This is a genomic window from Aerococcus sp. UBA6277, from assembly GCF_002440555.1.
In the GTDB taxonomy this organism is placed as follows: domain Bacteria; phylum Bacillota; class Bacilli; order Lactobacillales; family Aerococcaceae; genus Aerococcus.
Genome location: NZ_DJUR01000023.1, coordinates 75150 through 93179 on the forward strand (window position 1 = coordinate 75150; position 18030 = coordinate 93179).

Sequence of the window (18030 nt, forward strand, 5' to 3'; positions counted from 1 at the left end):
GAGCCGTATTTATGGCAATATTTCTACTTCAAGACCAAGTAAATATTAAAATGAGTGCTATGCCGGCCGAAAGAGCCATTCCAAATATTCCGGCTTACCCAGAAGAAAGTCAACAAGCGCAACCAAAGCGGAATGTGGCTGCTCTTCCGGCGAGTATACCAGCCAGTAAAAGTAAATCAAAAGTAAAATTCTCACTGATGCAAAAAATGTTGATGACAGTAGCTTTTCTAGTCATGATTGCAGGACTATTAGGGGTGACCATTATGCGTGCTAACGTGAATGCAGCGTCACAACAGTTACAAGAAGTGCAACAAAACGCAGAAGATTTAGGTGTTCAAAAAGAGAATTTAACCCAAGAAGTCCACGAATTATCAAACTACTCACGAGTAGTAGAGATCGCTGAAGAACAAGGGTTGAATATGAATGAAGAAAATATAAGGAATGTGGAATAATGAAAGACAGTAGAAAACTCAAAAAGAATCGCAAAAAAACAATTAGAGCGATGATGGGCTTGGCAGGTTTTTTACTACTCATATTTGGCATTCGTTTAACGCAAATAATGGTTTTTGGGACTGTGAACGGTCAAGATTTATCGGCGCAGGCCCAAAACCTATACGATAGAAGTAGCATATTGTCAGCACAACGTGGAACCATCTATGATGTAGGTGGAAATCCATTGGCAATGGATGCTACTTCTTATTCATTGTACGCAGTTTTAACGGATGAATGGTCTGAACCAGAGGACCCGCAATATGTAGTGGATAAGGAAAATACTGCTCAAATCTTGTCGCAATATATCGACCTAACGGCTGAAGAAATCTTAGAGCGACTGAACACTCAAGACGCTTCTCAAGTAGAGTTTGGTACGGCAGGGCAAGACCTGACATACGCTGAGATGAAGGCCATTGACGACCAAAATCTACCAGGTATTATGTTTAATGAAACGCCAACTAGAATGTATCCAAATGGCGTCTTTGCCTCTCATTTAATTGGGTATGCTGAGTATATGGAAGCTGGCACTGCAATTGACAGCCGTTTGACCGGCCAAATGGGCTTGGAACTGTCTATGGATGAAACCCTAAAAGGTACCAATGGCCGTAAATCTTACCAATCGAGTTCGACCAATGTTGAGTTAAGTGGCACAGGACAAGTGGAGGAAGAACCTACCGATGGGTCTGACGTATACTTAACCTTAGATTCACGACTACAAACTTATTTAGAAACCTTGATGACAGAGGTTTATGAAAAATATGAACCAACGTCAATGACAGCTATGCTAGTTGAACCAGAAACTGGCGAAATTGTTGCAGCGTCACAAAGACCAACCTTCAACTTAGAAACAAAAGAAGGTATCGACGATATGTGGCAAAACTTACTAGTTGAAAAAGCTTATGAACCAGGATCTACGATTAAAGTATTAACAGTAGCAGCAGCCATTGAAGAAGGGGTATTTGACCCAGATTCATTTTATGATTCAAGTCCAGTAACCATGGGTGATTCCACAATCGCCGACTATAACGGGGTTGGTTGGGGTGTGATTACCGAACTGGAGGGGTTATCACAATCATCAAATACCCTGATGATCCATTTAGTAAAAGAGATGGGTTATGACGTTTGGGAATCTTATATCCGTGAGTTCGGTCTACTGCAAGAAACGGGTTCAGGATTTGCCAACGAAGCAAGCGGTTCAATGAACTATGAGTATGAAGCAGATAAAGTAACGACTGGTTTTGGGCAAGGGATTTATGTGACCCCTTATCAAATGATGCAAGCCTTCACAGCAATTGCTAATGACGGAAATATGATGAAATTACAATTGGTTAACCGTTATGAAGAAGACGGGACGATGCAAGTTGTTGAGCCAGAAGTAGTCTCATCACCAATTTCAAAAGAAACTGCTAATAAGACCCTTGAATACTTACAATCTGTTGTTTATGCAGACACAGGTACCGGGGCCGCTTATGACTTAGATGGTTATACAGTATCCGCTAAAACAGGTACTGCAGAGGTCTTCAATCTTGAAACCAATACCTATGAAGCGGGTTTAACTAAATACCTGTACTCTGTAGTCGGTTTTGTCCCAAGTGAAGATCCGCAATATGTCCTATATATCACAGCGGAGCAACCGAAAAACTTGGATACGACTGCTAGCAATATGATGACAGAAATTTATACACCATTATTAACAAGAGCGCTAGAATATAATGCCTTAAGCGATAGTGAATCAGTTGTGACGGCAACCGTCCCGGATGTGTCAGGATTAACCATTAGTGAGGCGCAACAGACCCTATCAGATGCTAGCTTCGTCAATGTAGAAGTGATTGGTGATGGGGCAAACATCCTCAGTCAAACACCTGCAGCAAATGAGGAAGTGTCTGTTACCCAACCAATCTTCTTGATGTCTGACGATGCAAATCCAACCATGCCAGACTTTACTGGATTGAACGCTTCAGCAAGTCAAGCCTTAGCTTCGTTACTGGGTATTGAAGTTGAACTTGAAGGTGAAGGGGTTGTTGTTGGTCAGTCGATTGCGATAGGCGAACAAATCAATAACAACAAGACGATTGTGTTACAATTAGCGGAGTCTTAAACACCTAAAAACAAGGAAAATAAATCCACATTAACCTATTTAAACAAGGGAAGAGAAAGGGAAAATTATGGTATTACTTTTTATCACGACATTAGTGTTAACATTAGTCGGCATGCCGTTCTTCATTCAATTTATGCGTGAAAAACAGTTCGGACAAGTTACAAGAGATGAGGGGCCAGCTTGGCATAAAGCTAAATCTGGTACCCCAGCAATGGGTGGGGTAGTCTTTCTATCCGCAGCCCTATTAGGTTTATTAGTTTGGTCTATACTTACCGGTCAATGGCACGGTGAAGTTTGGTTGTTAGTTGGGACAATGATTTTCTTTGGTGGCATCGGATTTGCCGATGACTTCTTAAAGATTTTCAAGAAACAAAATGAAGGCTTAACTTCACTACAAAAATTGATTTTACAAATTGTGGGTTCAGCCCTGATTGTATTATTAATGCGTGTAATTACCTTCCATGTATCGATTCCATTTCCATTTACAACAGGCATTACAAATGTCTTATTCGTCTTCGTCTTCCTATTACTATGGATCACAGGCTTTTCAAATGCCTTCAATTTAACGGATGGACTTGACGGCCTATCATCAGGTCTTGGTGTGATCTCATTCTCAACTTATGCGCTTATCGCATTTAGAATGGGTGAACGCGGAATAGGGGCATTCTGTATCGCTATCGTTGCCGGTTTATTAGGATTCTTATTCTTTAACCGCAAACCAGCCCGTATCTTCATGGGAGATGCTGGGTCACTAGCTCTAGGTGCCTTACTAGCTGTTATTTCAGTAATGTTAGGCAATCCGTGGTCATTACTATTGATTGGATTCGTATACGTAGTTGAAACAGCTTCAGTTATCATCCAAGTCACTTCCTTCAAATTGACTGGGAAACGTGTCTTTAAAATGTCGCCAATCCACCACCACTTTGAAATGATTGGATGGAGTGAGTGGAAGGTAGATATTATCTTTTGGGCAGTCGGTTTAGTGACAGCAATCATCGGCTTATTATTCTTTTAATATAAATTCATACTAAAGGGGAAATCATTATGGAAGCATCAAAATGGCGCGAATCAGTTCGCAATAAAAAAATATTAGTACTCGGACTTGCAAAGACTGGTGTTTCAGTCGTGCAACATCTACAAGCATTAGGGGCAATTGTCACTGTCAACGACTTCAAACCACTTGAAGAAAATAAAGATGCCCAAGCCCTAATTGAGGAAAATAACGCCCGTGTTGTTGCTGGCGGTCATCCCGTATCACTATTAGACGAAGATTTCGCCTTTATGGTTAAAAACCCAGGAATTCCTTATAGCAACCCAATGGTCGTTCGCGCGCAAGAAATTGGCCTACCCGTCTATACCGACATCGAACTTGCAGATAAGATGACCGATGCCACAATTATTGGTATCACTGGTTCTAACGGTAAAACAACAACTACTAGCCTAGTTGGCGAAATGCTAGGGAAAGCAGCTTCACTTGCAGGTGAAAGCTATGTTGGGGGGAACATTGGTATCCCGTCATTAGACATCGCTTCTAAAGCTGAAGCAGATGACCGGTTGATTTTAGAACTGTCTTCCTTCCAATTAATGGGGACAGATGCATTCCAACCGCATATCGCAGCCATCACCAATATTTATGCAGCCCATTTAGATTACCATGGTTCAATGGACGGCTATATCTCTGCAAAATGGCAAATCACTGCCAATCAAACAACAGATGACTTTTTGATTTTAGATGCCGACCAAATGAACGTATTTGGCGACCGGACGACAAAAGCAACGGTTGTGCCTTTTTCAGCGACCACTATTCAACCCGACGGAGCTTGGTTTGACCAAGATAGCCAAAACTTTATCTGGCATAATGAAATTGTCTTCAATAGAAAAGACTTCTTCCTACCAGGACACCACAACTTAGAAAATATGCTAGTGGCCGTTGCTATTGGTAAATTACTAGGGATTTCAAACGAAGAAATCAAAAACGGCGTATCTACCTTCCACGGCGTGAAACACCGCCTACAGTTTGTTGCTGAAATCGATGGTCGTCGTTTCTATAATGATTCAAAAGCGACAAACAACGATGCCTCTATTACAGCCCTTGATTCCTTCAGCCAAAAACAAGACAATGTCATTTGGTTAGCGGGTGGTTTAGACCGCGGGAATGAAGTCACTGAATTAGCAGATCATATGGACCGAGTGAAAGGTATGGTTGTTTTCGGCCAAGCAGCAGATAAATTTGCTGACCTTGGAAAAAATCAAGGTTTAACAGCGATTGAACAAGTAGAATGGATCGAAGAAGCTGTTAAAGTTGCCTATGACATATCAGCACCTGGTGACACGATTCTATTATCACCAGCTTCAGCTTCTTGGGACCAATATCCAAATTTTGAAGTCCGTGGTGACCGTTATATCAAAGCAATTGAAGACTTAGGCAAATAAATTAATTAACGAGAAAAAGGAGTTTATTATGCGAATTTTACTTTCCGGTGGCGGGACTGGGGGGCATATCTACCCAGCCTTGGCCTTAAGAAAACAAATTTTAGCGCAATATCCGGATGCAGAATTTTTGTATGTGGGGACTGAAGGAGGATTGGAATCAAAAATCGTGCCAAAGGAAGGGGTCGATTTCAAAACTATCCAAATTCAAGGGATCAAACGGTCATTCTCTTTAGATAATGCCAGAACAGTTTATTACATGTTTGATAGTATCCGTAAGGCAAAGCAAATCGTCCGCGATTTTAATCCGGATGTAGCGATTGGCACAGGTGGTTATGTCTGTGCGCCGGTTTTATATGCAGCTGCACGTACAGGTGTGCCAAGTATTATCCATGAACAAAATTCCGTTGCCGGGATGACCAATAAGTTTTTAGCGCCTTTTATGGCAAAAATAGCTATTTGCTTTGAGGATGTAGCGAAAGATTTTAAACGATACGCTAACAAAGTAGTTTTCACAGGTAATCCGCGTGCCCAAGAGGTAGCGTCAATTTCAGACAAGGCAGATTTAACTGCTTATGGTCTAGAAAACGGCAAGCCAACTGTATTGATTTTCGGTGGTAGTCGTGGGGCTTTACGGATCAACGAAACTGTTAAAGAAGCTATTCCAGCTTTTATCGAAAAAGATTATCAAGTATTGATCGCTTCAGGGGATACTTACTACGAAGAATTCCAAGAAGCATTTGCGGACTTTAACGAGTGGGACAATGTCCAAATTGTTTCATATATCAATAATATGCCAGCCTTGTTCAACACGATTGACTTAGTTGTGTGTCGTTCAGGCGCAACAACTATGACTGAATTAACAGCCTTAGGGACGCCATCTATTTTGATTCCAAGTCCTAATGTAACGGCCAACCATCAGGAAATGAATGCCCGTTCATTAGTGAAGCATGACGGGGCTCGCATGATTTTAGAAAATGACTTAAATGTCGAGGGATTTCTAGCTGAAATTGATGGCTTAATGGCTGACAAAAATGAACGAGACCGAATTGCGACGAATGCCCTGAACCAAGGGGTGCCAGATGCGGGCAACCGTTTAATCAAGATCATTGAAACCCTTGTGAAATAGGAAGTCCTTTTTCCAAATAAATAGATAGAAAGGGGGCATGATGATGGATTGGGAAGAAGAAGAGCGCATTCGCCAAGAGAAACGCGAGAGAAGACGCCGTTTGCATGAAAAATTAGCTAAAAATGGTCGGACAGATGTCGATAGAAGGCAAGAGAAAGATGCTGACAAATCGAAACAATATGAAATACAAAATGGTATAGATAGCAGTCGCCAAGACGGAGATCAGGACCAAGATAAGCTTGAAGATAAGCAAGTAGCAGGCAAGCAAAAACCTGTGAAGAAAAAAGCCAAAACAAAACAAAAATCAAAACAAAAAGCCAAGTGGGGATTGCCTAAATTCAACATAAAAGGCAAAGCAAATTCGAAGAAACAAAAGCAAGGCCGAGCAGGCAAGCAAAAGCAACTGGTGACAAGTAATCAGGGGATGCCTCCAATTAAGAAGGTTAAAAAAAGTGGACCGACTAACTGGAAGAAAATGGTCCTATTGTTGTTACCATTTGTAATTACATTAATTGTGGCCGGTTACTATGCTTCACCCCTTAATCATGTAGCTTCAATCACTGTTGAAGGTGTGGAGGATACAGAAAGCGTGAATTTATATCCCCTAAATGAAGGAATGTCAGTGACAGATTTGAAAAATTCCAAGGGTGAGGTGGAACAAGCTATTGTAAACCAAAATCCTTCGGTCAAGTCAGCAACTGTGAATGTATCGGATTGGAATAAAGTAGCTGTGAACATGTCAGCCTATCGCCAGTTGGGTTACATCCAGATTGCGGACTTTTTCTACCCATTACTAGAAAATAATGAAATCATCGACACACCACTGCCATCACTTGAAAAAGCGTTACCCTTATTTGAAGGTTATGATATTGCCAATGAAGATCAAAGAGCCAAGCTAACAGAAACGGTTAAGGCCCTATCAAGCCTGTCAGATGACATCATTCAAAAAACTTCCTTGGTGACTTATACAGGTGATGAAAGTAATACTGACCGGATTGCCTTACAAATGGTTGACGGGAATGTGGTGAGAGGGTTTATTAGCTCAATCGGTGATCGGATGAGTTATTATAATGGTATTGCTAGTCAATTGGACGGGCAAACGGGACTGATCGACATGGAAGTAGCCATTTATTTCACTGAATTAAACGATGGAAATAACCCTTACGCTTCAGAAGAAGAGAAGAAAGCTTATGATGAATCGGTGGCTGCAGAATCAAAGGCAGCGAGTGAAAGTGAAGCTAGCGAATTAGATCTTTCATCAGATTCAGCTAGTGAGTCAACAAATCGTTCTAGCAATGGATCAACTAGTGCATCAGATGATTCATCAGCATCATCTAGTGAGGCTAGCCAGGTTGAAAGTACTGATGCACAAGCAGCATCTTCTAATGTCGAAACGGATGCAACAAGTGGGCATTCAGTTGTTGAATCAGGGAGTGAATAAAGTGGCGAAATCATGTGAATGCAATTAAAATCATTTGCTTGTAGGAAAACGTCATCACTATTGATAGACCGTGGCTATGCCAACAATTTCTATTAGAAACTAGCGGTAATTCCGTTGGTAATTAGTGCTGTCTATGTTAAAATAGTAACGATACGATTAAATATTAAATTTTCTAGGAGGTTTCAATAAACATGGTTCAGCCAGAAATTTTTGCAAGTTTAGATATTGGAACCACTTCAATAAAAGTAGTAGTTGCAGAATATGTAAACCAACAAATTAATGTTATTGGAGTAGGTCACGAGCGCTCACAAGGACTCAGTAGAGGTGTGATTGTAGATATTGATAAGACTGTTGAGTCTATCAAGCGCGCAATTAAAAAAGCCGAACAAAAAGCAAATTATACGATTAATGACGTCATTGTAGCTGTTCCTAGTAATCAGGTGAACATTGAACCTTGTTACGGTATGATTGCAGTGTCAAATGACAACAGAGAGATTACAGATAAGGACGTCAAAAACGTTTTAGCGGCAGCAAAAGTTCGTTCAGTACCAGCTGAAAGAGAGATTATTTCAGTGATGCCGGAGGAATTCATTGTTGATGGCTTTGACAACATTAAAGACCCACGTGGCATGATTGGTGTCAGACTAGAGTTATACGCTAGTTTGGTCACTGGTCCAAAAACACTTGTTCATAATATTCGTCGCTGCGTGGCAATGGCAGGATTGAATATTCGTGACCTAGTTGTTCAATCTTATGCAAATGCGTACGCTGCGATGAGTAAGAGTGAACGTGAGTTTGGGACAATCTTAATTGACATGGGTGGCGGACAAACAAGTGTGTCTGTATTCCACGATGATCAATTGAAATTTGCGACAGTTGACCACGAAGGTGGGGAACTTGTTACAAAAGATATCTCAACTATATTGAATACCTCAATTGAAAATGCTGAACAAATCAAATTAGAATATGGTTATGCTTTACCTAAAGATACGAACGATTCAGAATTCTTCCCAGTTGAAACAATTGGTAAGGTGAATCCAGAACGTGTGAGTGAGCATTACTTAGCTGAAATTATTGAAGCTCGGGAACGTCAAATATTCGAAACATTGAAAAAACCTCTAGATAAAATCGAAGCCTTTGCTTTACCAGGTGGCATTATTGTGACCGGTGGGGCTGCATCATTACCTGGTGTATTAGATTTAGCTGAAGAAGTGTTTGGCCATGAAGTGCGTTACTATATCCCAGAATATGTTGGTTTGCGTAACCCAATCTTTACCACAGCTGTTGGTTTAATCCAATATGTGGCACAGTTGGATGATATCCATCATTTAGCACAAGATAACGGGCAACAAGTAAAAGTCGCTCCAACTACTCGGACTAGTCAACCAGCACCTGTTCGTAGTGAACCAGTTGCTAGCACAAAGCAAACAGAATCAGTTGACAATTACAAGCAAGTAAAAGATGATAGTGGAAACGATAAACCTAGCGTATCGCCTTCTAATACTGAACAAACTTATTATGAAGAAAGACCAGCTAGCCAATATGATGAATTAAATGACGAAACTGAAATGGGCGAAGAAGAAAGCCCAGTTGATAAAATTAAAAATTTCTTCAAAGACTTTTTTGTTTAATTTAATTACCAGGAGGATATAAAATGGATATGGAATTCGAATACGAAAACATGGATATGAATAACGCATCAATCAAGGTAGTTGGTGTCGGTGGTGGTGGTAACAACGCGGTTAACCGTATGATCGAAGAGAACGTACGTGGCGTTGAATTTATCGTAGCAAACACTGATACACAGGCTTTGAAAAACTCAAGAGCTGATATCAAAATCCAACTTGGACCTAAATCGACTCGTGGTTTAGGTGCCGGTGCTCAACCAGAAGTTGGGGCTAAAGCTGCTGAAGAATCAGAAGACCAAATCCGCGAAGCATTACAGGGTGCTGACTTAATCTTCATCACTGCCGGAATGGGTGGTGGTACTGGTACTGGTGCAGCGCCAATCGTAGCCCGTATCGCTAAAGAGGAAATCGGCGCTTTAACTGTCGGTGTTGTGACTCGTCCGTTCACTTTTGAAGGACCAAAACGTGGTCGCTCTGCTGCTCAAGGTATCGCAGAAATGAAACAACATGTGGATACTTTAGTAACTATTTCAAACAACCGTTTATTAGAAATCGTTGACAAGAAAACACCTATGCGTGAAGCATTTGGTGAAGCTGACAACGTATTACGTCAAGGTGTTCAAGGTATCTCTGACTTGATTACTGCACCTGGTTACGTAAACTTAGACTTTGCTGACGTTCGTACAGTAATGGCTGATCAAGGTACTGCTTTAATGGGGATCGGTGCATCTACTGGTGAAAACCGTACAGCTGAAGCAACTAAGAAAGCTATCTCATCTCCATTATTAGAAGTTTCTATTGATGGTGCTGAGCAAATCCTATTAAACATTAAAGGTGGCGACGACTTAACATTATTCGAAGCACAGGATGCAGCGGATATCGTGGCAGCAGCTTCATCTTCAGAAGTAAATATCATCTTTGGTACTACAATTGCTGAAAACTTAGAAGACGAAGTCATCGTAACGGTTATCGCAACTGGTATTGATACTGAAAAACGTCGCGATGAAAAACGCGCTAAACGTTCTGGTGGCCACTCAGCTTTCCAACAAAGTTCAGGTCGCGACTTCGCTAACCAACCAGACAACTTTAAAGAAAAACAAGTGACTGAACGTCGCCAAGAAGAAAACCGGGATGTATTCAGTGATTTCGACAGCAGCCGTTATGAAGATTCAAACCGTTCGCGCAGAACTTTTGATGACGCACCATCTGCACCTGTAGAAAATGATTACGCATCAAACAACTCAGATGATGATGAATTAGATACACCACCATTCTTCAGAAAGCGTCGTCGTTAATATGACAATTCGCAATAACTTGCAGTCTATTGAAGGCATTATTGCAAATGCACAACAATCATCAGCGTTATCATCAAATGATGTGACGCTGATTTGTGTTTCTAAGTACCATTCAATAGATGAAGCAAACACAGTATATGATGCAGGTGTGAGACATTTTGCAGAAAATCGTCCAGAAGGGTTCCAGGAAAAATCTGCTGCTATGGCAGACGATATTGTATGGCATTTAATTGGCACCTTACAAACCCGTAAGGTCAAAGATGTCATTAATGACATCGACTATTTCCATGCTCTTGACCGGATTAAACTGGCCAAGGAGATTGACAAGCGGGCGGACAAGGTTATTAAATGTTTCCTACAGGTCAATGTTTCTGGCGAGGAATCTAAGCACGGTATTGCACCAGCTGAGATTGATGCTTTTATTGAAGCAGTGTCGGAGTTTCCTAAAGTAGAGATTGTGGGCTTGATGACGATGGCGCCGATTGATGCTAGCGAGGAAGAAATTCATGGCTATTTTGCCAACTTACGTCAATTGCGCGACCAAGTGCAAGCTTTGGGTAAAGACTATGCACCGTGTCAACATTTGAGCATGGGGATGTCAGGCGATTACCCGATTGCAGTAGCTGAGGGCGCTGATTTTGTCAGAGTAGGTTCAGCTATATTTAACACAGAAACCGAGTAAACGGAGGTGTCCAATATGGGTTTTAAGGACTTTTTTGCAAATTTCTTTGACAATGAAGATGATTTTGAAGAAGACTACTATGAGCAAGAGTGGGTTGATACTAGTGATTCAAAGCAGTTTGAAGCGTCAGTTGCTGAAAATCCATCTAAAGCTGCTCAGACCAGTCGAACAAACTTTACATTTGAACAACCAACTAAGGAGCAAAACAAAACGATGGCAAACGATGCAACGCGAAATAATGTAGTGAATTTAAGTGAGTCTCGTAAAAACGTGGCAACTGTAGAAATTTTTAAACCTCGCATTTTTGCTGAAGCTGAGCGAATCAGTCAATCACTTTTGGGTGGTAAATCAGTGGTTTTAAACTTGGCACAAATGTCAGATGAAGATGCACGTCGATTTGTCGATTATATGACAGGTGTTGTATATGCCATTAATGGCGACTTACAACGTGTAGCCACTGACGTATTTATTGCCGTTCCAGAAACCGTACAAATTGAAGGTTTGTATGAAGAATACACAAATACACATGGCAAGGCTTCTCGCGACCGTGGTAATATTTGGGATCGAGAGGGGGAAAGTCGTGAATAATTTAGTGAACATTCTTCAAGATTTAATCTATGTCTATACACTAGTGTTAGTGATATATGCTTTATTATCTTGGTTCCCAGGAGCTAGAGATTCTAAATTTGGTCAAATCATTGACCGACTAGCATACCCATATTTATCATTCTTTGATAATATCCTGCCTAGTTTAGGAGGTATTTCATTTTCAGTGTTTGTGGGTGTAATTGTCTTACAATTAGCTTCTAATGGCTTAAATATTTTACGTTAACTTAACAACAATAACTTTTAAATCAAACGGGTAGGTCTAGGTATCTACCCGATTTTTTTGTATAATAGAACTAAGTAATTGATAGAAAGGGATGGACAACTCTTGGCAAACTATGAAGTTTTACAACACTTTCAACCAGACGAACATGCCTTTGTTGAAAAAGTGACAGACTGGATGAATCTGGTCTTAGACCAATATGCACCGGTAGTAACCCCGTTTTTGAATCCAAGAGAAGTGGCCATTGTATCAATGATCATTGGCCAAGACGATGAAATTCATTATGAATTTTTTGGTGGCTATCCGAATGCGGAGAATCAACGGTGTGTACTAGCGCCGACTTATTACGAAATTCAACCGGCTGATTTTGAAATTACACCCTTTGATATTCATTATGCCAGCAAGTTCAATACGATTGAGCACCGGCAAATTCTTGGCACAATTCTAGGACAAGGGGTTGAACGTAACCGTATCGGAGATATTATCCAGGCTGGGGAGAAATGGCAATTCTTTGTCGATGAAAAAATCGCCGATTTTCTTAGCTTTGAAATGGATAAGATAGGTGGCTCGAAAGTCAAGTTAGTGAAAATTGATCATTTTGACCAAATTATTCAACCAAAATCTGACTGGCAACCCATGGAAATCACACTTTCTTCATTAAGATTTGATACGATAATTTCAGATGGATTTAGAATCCCAAGAGCGAAGGCCAAGTCACTGATTGAGGGTGGCGCTGCTAAACTCAATTGGGCGCAAGTGCAAGACGCGAAAAGGCAGTTAAATCCAGGGGACATTGCTTCAGTACGAGGCTATGGCCGATTGAAATATGTGGCTACCCAAATGGAAACCAAAAAGGGTAAGATTAGAGTAGCGATTGAGATCATTAAAAACAAATAGGAGGCTAATTTTATGCGCGCATCAGAAATTAAAAATATGAAATTTAAACAGAAAATCTCAGGTTACGGTAAAGCTGAGGTAGATGACTATTTGAATAAAGTCCGTGTCTCAATGGAGAAGTTAGAGGAACAAAATAAATCATTACAAGACCAATTAAACGAAGCGAATAAAGAATTGGATGCTGCCCACCGCAAGGAAGCGACAGTTAACCGTTCAATTTTTGTGGCCCAAGAAGCAGCTGACCGTTTGCGTGAAGAAGCGTTAAATGAAGCCTCTTTAATTGTAGAACGTGCTGAAGAAGAAGCCCGTCGTTTGCTTGCTGAAGCTGCTGAGAAAGCGGCTGTTATTAATACGGAAACAGATAATCTACAAGAAGCTGCTCGTACTTACTTGCACCAATCTTTTGGTATGATTTTACAAGCCAAAGATATGTACGAAGACCCACGTTGGGAGAACTTATTCTTTGAAAAACCAGTTGGTGATGTGCTGACGCCACAATTAGATGAAGTGGTGAAAGATTATGATCTACCAGTACGGTCAAATAAAGGGGAAGCAATCTTTGATGCAGCGGCTGACAAAGCTGAAAAAGAACAACGTAAAGAAGAGTTCTTTAACAATGATATTCCAGCTATTGCGCCAGTTTTTAGTGGTTTTAAAGACAGTGAGCCTGTAGTAGAGGAAGCAGAAACAAGTGCTGTAGCAGAAAATGCTAGCGAATCTGTAGAAACTGCTTCATCAGAAAATACTGGTTCAGAAAATACACCTGATGCGGCTGAAGGAACACAAGCGGTAGCAACTGATAATACTGATCAAACTGATACAAACCAGCCAACAACTGACGCGGAAGATGTGACAGACGAACTGGTACAATCCGAGTCAACAGAAGCTGATTTGACCAATGCAGCAGATAAATCTGAAGAATAATCAGGAGTATTTGCGCGACAAAAGTTGTTTTTACAATATTTTTATAGTAATATTATGACGTATGGAAATAGAACACGTAGAGTGGAACACAATAAATAATGTAATTGATCGAAAGAGAATCTATGTTAGCTGCGAATTAGAGCGAGAAAAGTTATTTATTATCATCCAGGAGTAGTTTGTTGAACAGGTAATGCGTTATTGCCCAAGTAGGTAAACCGTTGACTGCGATAAAGTTATTGAGTGTATACCGCATTATTTGTGGTATACGAAATCTGGGTGGTACCACGGTAGCTTCGTCCCTTTTGCGGACGGGGCTTTTTTTATTTCTAGGAAATCGATGAGGGGGCATTACGCGATGAAAATGAAAGAAACATTAAATTTAGGAAAAACAAAATTCCCAATGCGCGGTAACTTACCTGTTAAAGAGGTAGAGCGCCAAGCTGAGTGGAACGAAGAAGACGTATACGCACAACGTCAAGAAAAAAATAAAGATAAAACACCATGGGTTCTACATGATGGCCCACCATATGCAAATGGAAACATTCATATTGGACATGCCATGAATAAAATCTCTAAAGATATTATCATCCGTTCAAAATCTATGTCTGGCTTCCGTTCACCTTACGTACCAGGTTGGGATACGCACGGTTTACCAATCGAGCAAGCCTTAACCAATTCAGGTGTTGACCGTAAGTCAATGACAGTTGCTGAATTCCGTAAATTATGTGAAGAGTATGCTTGGAAACAAATTAACGGCCAACGTGATGACTTCAAACGTTTAGGTGTTGCGGGTGACTGGGAGAACCCATACTTGACATTAGCACCAGAATTTGAAGCGCAACAAATCCGTTTATTCGGTGACATGTATGAAAAAGGCTTGATCTATAAAGGGGCTAAGCCAGTTTATTGGTCACCATCTTCAGAATCTACTTTAGCTGAAGCTGAAATTGAATACCAAGACGTTGAATCACCTTCAATCTACGTAGCCTTTAAGGCACGCGATACAAAAGGCAAATTACCAGAGAATGCAGAATTCATTATCTGGACAACAACACCTTGGACTATTCCATCTAACATGGCTATCGCTGTAAATCCAAACTTTGAATACTCAGTAGTCGCTGTTGCTGACCGTAAATTTGTGGTTGCAACTGACTTAGTGAATAGCCTAGCAACGGAATTAGAATGGGCAGATTACACAGTTGAAGGCGAACCAGTTAAAGGTCATGACTTGGAGTATATGGTTGCTGAACATCCATATTACGACCGTGACTCATTGCTAATCTTAGGTGACCATGTAACAACTGAATCAGGTACTGGTTTAGTCCATACGGCGCCTGGGCACGGGGAAGATGACTACTTTGCGTCTTTGAACTATAAGTTAGATGTTCTATCACCATTAGATGACCAAGGTCACTTTACAGATGAAGCACCAGGTTTTGAAGGTATCTTCTACGAAAAAGGTAACGAGATTTCAATCGAAAAAATGAAAGAAAATAATCGTTTACTAAAACTAGATTACTTCTCTCACTCTTACCCACATGACTGGCGTACTAAAAAACCGGTTATCTACCGTGCAACACCACAATGGTTCTGTTCAGTAGAAAAAATTCGTGAACGTACTTTAGACGTCATCGATAATGAAGTGAAATGGTGGCATCCATCTGGTCAAACACGTATCTACAACATGATCCGTGACCGTAAAGACTGGGTAATTTCACGTCAACGTGTTTGGGGTGTTCCATTGCCAATCTTCTACGCAGAAAATGGCGAACCTGTATGTACACCAGAAACAATCGAACATGTAGCCAACCTATTTGACGAATTCGGTTCAAATATCTGGTTTGAGCGCGAAGCGAAAGACTTATTACCAGAAGGCTTTACGCACCCAGCATCGCCAAACGGTGAATTCACCAAAGAAATGGATATCATGGATGTATGGTTTGACTCTGGTTCATCTCACCATGGCGTATTACGCACACGTGAAGACCTAACATTCCCAGCTGACATGTACCTAGAAGGTTCTGACCAATATCGTGGTTGGTTCCATTCATCACTATTAACATCAGTCGCAGTAAACGATGAAGCACCATATCGTTCAGTCCTTTCTCAAGGATTCGTTAACGATGGTGAAGGTCGCAAGATGTCCAAATCAATTGGGAACACAGTGTCACCAAACGACGTCATCAAACAACGTGGGGCAGACATTTTACGTCTTTGGGTATCTTCAGTAGACACTTACTACGATGTCCGAATTTCTGACGATATCTTAGGTCAAGTTGCTGAAAACTACCGTCGTATCCGTAATACTGTACGTTTCTTACTAGGAAACTTGTATGACTTTGATGTGAAAAAAGATGCAGTAGCCTATGAAGATCTAGCATCAATTGACCAATACATGATGAACCGTCTAAACGAAATGGTGCGCAATGTACGACATGCTTACGATACTTTCGACTTTATGACAGTCAACCATGAAATCACTAACTTCCTAACTTTAGATATGTCTAACTTCTACTTAGACTACGCTAAAGACGTTGTTTACATTGAACTACCAGAATCAGCACAACGTCGTAACATGCAAACAGTTATGTATGCAGTGGCTAAAGCCGTAACGACTTTACTGACACCAGTTATTCCACATACAACTGAAGAAATCTGGACATACCTACAAGAAGAGGAAGCATACGCGCAATTAGCAGAATTCCCAGAAGTTGTTGAATATGCCAATACAGATGAGTTGAACACGAAATGGTCTGCATTCATGGACTTCAGATCAGATGTCAACAAATCATTAGAAACGGCTCGTGAAGAAAAAGTAATTGGTAAATCATTACAAGCGAAATTACATATTTTTGCCAATGAAGAAACTAAAGCATTACTTGATAGTGTCGGCGAAGAATTAGCGACATACTTGATGGTATCGCAATTAGAAATCCATGACATTGCAGAAGCCAGCGCAGATGCTACAGCATACGAAGGTTACAGCCTAGCGATTGAACATGCACATGGTGAAACATGTGAACGTTGTCGTGCCGTGAAAGAAGAAGTCGGTACAATTGAAGCAGCACCTCACCTATGTGCGCGTTGTGCAAACATTGTCGTAAACAATTACCCAGAAGCATTAGTTGAAGAGGAGGCCTAAAATGGCTTATTACGGAATTGTCAAAACCTTTAATGAAAAAGAAGGCTTTGGTTTCATAGAATTACCTGATTTTCCTGAGGAAGGTGACATCTTCGTTCATTTTTCAGCATTACTTCACTTAGAACAATCATCACTAACCGTTGGACAAAAAGTTCACTTCGAAATTGCAGAAGGAAAACGCGGACCACAAGCAGTAAACATCAGCTTAAAATAAGGATGAGAGGAAAAGCATTCAGCCCTCAACCAGTGGAAGATTAACGATGTTGATGACGGTAGTCATCAACAAGTTCATCTGAAGTGGGAAGAGGGGTGCTTTTCCGAACTCGACTTAATAGGATGTGAGGACCGACGCTCAGAAAGCCACCAGTGGAAGACTATAGCAGAGACGCACGCAGTGTGTGGCGCAATATAGTCTGAAGTGGAGACCTGTCTGCCCAAGCGAACTCGACTATAGGATGAGAAGAAAAGAAGCTGGGACAAAAGGCCTCTAAAAAGGCGTACACAATTCTTAATAAGAGTTGTGTACGCCTTTTACTTTGAAAAAATTCTTATAAATATATGATTTTAATTTTTTGTCCCCGCCACTTTTTATTTGCAGTGAATTTCACTTATCTAGCCAAATAAGTGAAAAATATTGGCAATATTCACCTATATCAATATATAGGTGAAGCATAATTGGAAATTTTTACTTATATTACCCAATAGATGAAAACCCTAAAAATCCTTCATCTCTTACCAGTAATAAATGAATAGATTGACCCAAATTTCGCTTATTAGACGCAATAGCATAAAATCAATCAATAGTATCTAACTCAAGAACATAAGTTGCTCCCCAAATACAAGAAAAACGCTAGCCGGAAATACATCCGACTAGCGTTTTTTGGCTCTTCGTCAAATAGGACTGATGAGTAATATCTGCCAGGTAATCATTAGATTACCTGGTTTTTTTATACTCTTTTCCATTATTCATTTTTTATCTTTATTTTGTGATTATCAAGCAGCCCTTAGGCTGCTTCTACTACCGGTATTTCATTTAGATATAG

15 protein-coding genes are annotated in these 18030 nt (G+C 40.6%); all 15 read left to right on the forward strand.

Going from position 1 to position 18030, the window contains the following annotated elements:
* Positions 1-11 precede the first annotated feature (11 nt).
* The 15 genes from ftsL (at position 12) to B2V22_RS04575 (ending at position 17201) form a co-directional block, all read left to right on the forward strand.
* On the forward strand, positions 12-452 hold the full coding sequence (gene ftsL, locus B2V22_RS04505; protein ID WP_290490778.1) for a cell division protein FtsL: 441 nt from the start codon (positions 12-14) through the stop codon (positions 450-452).
* Complete coding sequence (locus B2V22_RS04510) at positions 452-2590, forward strand: penicillin-binding transpeptidase domain-containing protein (protein WP_290490779.1); 2139 nt, start codon at positions 452-454, stop codon at positions 2588-2590. Before ftsL ends, B2V22_RS04510 begins: the two co-directional genes overlap by 1 nt.
* A gap of 67 nt (positions 2591-2657) precedes the next feature.
* Positions 2658-3605 carry a phospho-N-acetylmuramoyl-pentapeptide-transferase gene (gene mraY, locus B2V22_RS04515; RefSeq protein ID WP_290490780.1) on the forward strand — a complete coding sequence of 316 codons (948 nt, stop codon included), beginning with the start codon at positions 2658-2660 and terminating at the stop codon, positions 3603-3605.
* 29 nt (positions 3606-3634) lie between these two features.
* The gene (gene murD / locus B2V22_RS04520; RefSeq protein ID WP_290490781.1) at positions 3635-5023 is read left to right on the forward strand and encodes a UDP-N-acetylmuramoyl-L-alanine--D-glutamate ligase; all 1389 of its coding nucleotides are present in this window, start codon (positions 3635-3637) and stop codon (positions 5021-5023) included.
* A gap of 28 nt (positions 5024-5051) precedes the next feature.
* Positions 5052-6149: an undecaprenyldiphospho-muramoylpentapeptide beta-N-acetylglucosaminyltransferase gene (gene murG, locus B2V22_RS04525; protein WP_290490782.1), complete on the forward strand. Its 1098-nt coding sequence runs from the start codon at positions 5052-5054 to the stop codon at positions 6147-6149.
* A 37-nt stretch (positions 6150-6186) separates the two neighbouring features.
* On the forward strand, positions 6187-7590 hold the full coding sequence (locus tag B2V22_RS04530) for a cell division protein FtsQ/DivIB (protein ID WP_290490783.1): 1404 nt from the start codon (positions 6187-6189) through the stop codon (positions 7588-7590).
* A 191-nt stretch (positions 7591-7781) separates the two neighbouring features.
* Positions 7782-9221 (forward strand): cell division protein FtsA, encoded by a 1440-nt coding sequence (gene ftsA, locus B2V22_RS04535; protein WP_290490784.1) that lies wholly within the window; start codon positions 7782-7784, stop codon positions 9219-9221.
* A 23-nt stretch (positions 9222-9244) separates the two neighbouring features.
* Positions 9245-10513, forward strand: coding sequence for a cell division protein FtsZ (gene ftsZ / locus B2V22_RS04540; protein ID WP_290490785.1), 1269 nt, complete (start codon positions 9245-9247; stop codon positions 10511-10513).
* Position 10514: 1 nt separating this feature from the next.
* Positions 10515-11195, forward strand: a complete 681-nt coding sequence (locus B2V22_RS04545) for a YggS family pyridoxal phosphate-dependent enzyme (protein WP_290490786.1) — start codon at positions 10515-10517, stop codon at positions 11193-11195.
* Positions 11196-11210: 15 nt separating this feature from the next.
* A complete protein-coding gene (locus tag B2V22_RS04550) occupies positions 11211-11783 on the forward strand; it encodes a cell division protein SepF (protein WP_290490787.1) in 573 nt (190 codons plus the stop codon).
* Positions 11776-12027 carry a YggT family protein gene (locus B2V22_RS04555; protein ID WP_290490788.1) on the forward strand — a complete coding sequence of 84 codons (252 nt, stop codon included), beginning with the start codon at positions 11776-11778 and terminating at the stop codon, positions 12025-12027. Before B2V22_RS04550 ends, B2V22_RS04555 begins: the two co-directional genes overlap by 8 nt.
* Positions 12028-12129: 102 nt before the next feature.
* On the forward strand, positions 12130-12921 hold the full coding sequence (locus B2V22_RS04560; RefSeq protein ID WP_290490789.1) for an RNA-binding protein: 792 nt from the start codon (positions 12130-12132) through the stop codon (positions 12919-12921).
* Between the two features lie 12 nt (positions 12922-12933).
* Positions 12934-13845 (forward strand): DivIVA domain-containing protein, encoded by a 912-nt coding sequence (locus tag B2V22_RS04565; RefSeq protein ID WP_290490790.1) that lies wholly within the window; start codon positions 12934-12936, stop codon positions 13843-13845.
* Between the two features lie 355 nt (positions 13846-14200).
* Positions 14201-16987: an isoleucine--tRNA ligase gene (gene ileS / locus B2V22_RS04570; RefSeq protein ID WP_290490791.1), complete on the forward strand. Its 2787-nt coding sequence runs from the start codon at positions 14201-14203 to the stop codon at positions 16985-16987.
* Between the two features lies 1 nt (position 16988).
* A complete protein-coding gene (locus tag B2V22_RS04575; protein WP_094519116.1) occupies positions 16989-17201 on the forward strand; it encodes a cold-shock protein in 213 nt (70 codons plus the stop codon).
* Positions 17202-18030: the final 829 nt, after the last annotated feature.

Excerpts from the sequence above, each read along its gene's own strand:
- ftsL (WP_290490778.1), top strand. The coding sequence starts at position 12 with ATGGCAATATTTCTACTTCAAGACCAAGTAAATATTAAAATGAGTGCT.
- B2V22_RS04510 (WP_290490779.1), top strand. The coding sequence starts at position 452 with ATGAAAGACAGTAGAAAACTCAAAAAGAATCGCAAAAAAACAATTAGA.
- mraY (WP_290490780.1), top strand. The coding sequence starts at position 2,658 with ATGGTATTACTTTTTATCACGACATTAGTGTTAACATTAGTCGGCATG.
- murD (WP_290490781.1), top strand. The coding sequence starts at position 3,635 with ATGGAAGCATCAAAATGGCGCGAATCAGTTCGCAATAAAAAAATATTA.
- murG (WP_290490782.1), top strand. The coding sequence starts at position 5,052 with ATGCGAATTTTACTTTCCGGTGGCGGGACTGGGGGGCATATCTACCCA.
- B2V22_RS04530 (WP_290490783.1), top strand. The coding sequence starts at position 6,187 with ATGATGATGGATTGGGAAGAAGAAGAGCGCATTCGCCAAGAGAAACGC.
- ftsA (WP_290490784.1), top strand. The coding sequence starts at position 7,782 with ATGGTTCAGCCAGAAATTTTTGCAAGTTTAGATATTGGAACCACTTCA.
- ftsZ (WP_290490785.1), top strand. The coding sequence starts at position 9,245 with ATGGATATGGAATTCGAATACGAAAACATGGATATGAATAACGCATCA.
- B2V22_RS04545 (WP_290490786.1), top strand. The coding sequence starts at position 10,515 with ATGACAATTCGCAATAACTTGCAGTCTATTGAAGGCATTATTGCAAAT.
- B2V22_RS04550 (WP_290490787.1), top strand. The coding sequence starts at position 11,211 with ATGGGTTTTAAGGACTTTTTTGCAAATTTCTTTGACAATGAAGATGAT.
- B2V22_RS04565 (WP_290490790.1), top strand. The coding sequence starts at position 12,934 with ATGCGCGCATCAGAAATTAAAAATATGAAATTTAAACAGAAAATCTCA.
- ileS (WP_290490791.1), top strand. The coding sequence starts at position 14,201 with ATGAAAATGAAAGAAACATTAAATTTAGGAAAAACAAAATTCCCAATG.
- B2V22_RS04575 (WP_094519116.1), top strand. The coding sequence starts at position 16,989 with ATGGCTTATTACGGAATTGTCAAAACCTTTAATGAAAAAGAAGGCTTT.